The sequence below is a fragment of the Lentilactobacillus parakefiri genome, from assembly GCF_002157585.1.
Lineage (GTDB): Bacteria > Bacillota > Bacilli > Lactobacillales > Lactobacillaceae > Lentilactobacillus > Lentilactobacillus parakefiri.
The window spans coordinates 1-303 of sequence record NZ_BDGB01000013.1 but is presented as its reverse complement, the minus strand read 5'-3'; the positions used below and the strand labels follow the sequence as shown (position 1 = coordinate 303).

1 pseudogene is annotated in these 303 nt (G+C 45.2%); it reads left to right on the top strand.

Annotation, left to right across the window (positions count from 1 at the left end):
- A pseudogene (locus tag LPKJCM_RS00845) lies at window positions 1-303 on the top strand (transposase); the annotation flags it as partial.

Here is a 303-nt window from a genome sequence, read left to right as displayed (position 1 = left end):
AAAAGCAAGATTTGGACGAAGTTTTTGTCACCACCTCGAAATTGCGATTAACCAGCTGCTTCAAACCGAATTGGCAGAGTTTTTGGGTTACGAACGCTACTCATACGCTGGGATTAACACTGGTAATAACCGCAACGGCAGTTATGAGCGCGCGTTTGATACGAAGTACGGCCAACTTAACTTAACCATTCCTCGAGATCGCAATGGCCGGTTTGAAAATCATACCTTGCCAGCCTACGGTCGGCACAGTGATAATTTAGAAACAACGGTCATTCAGTTGTATACCAAGGGAATTACCACTGC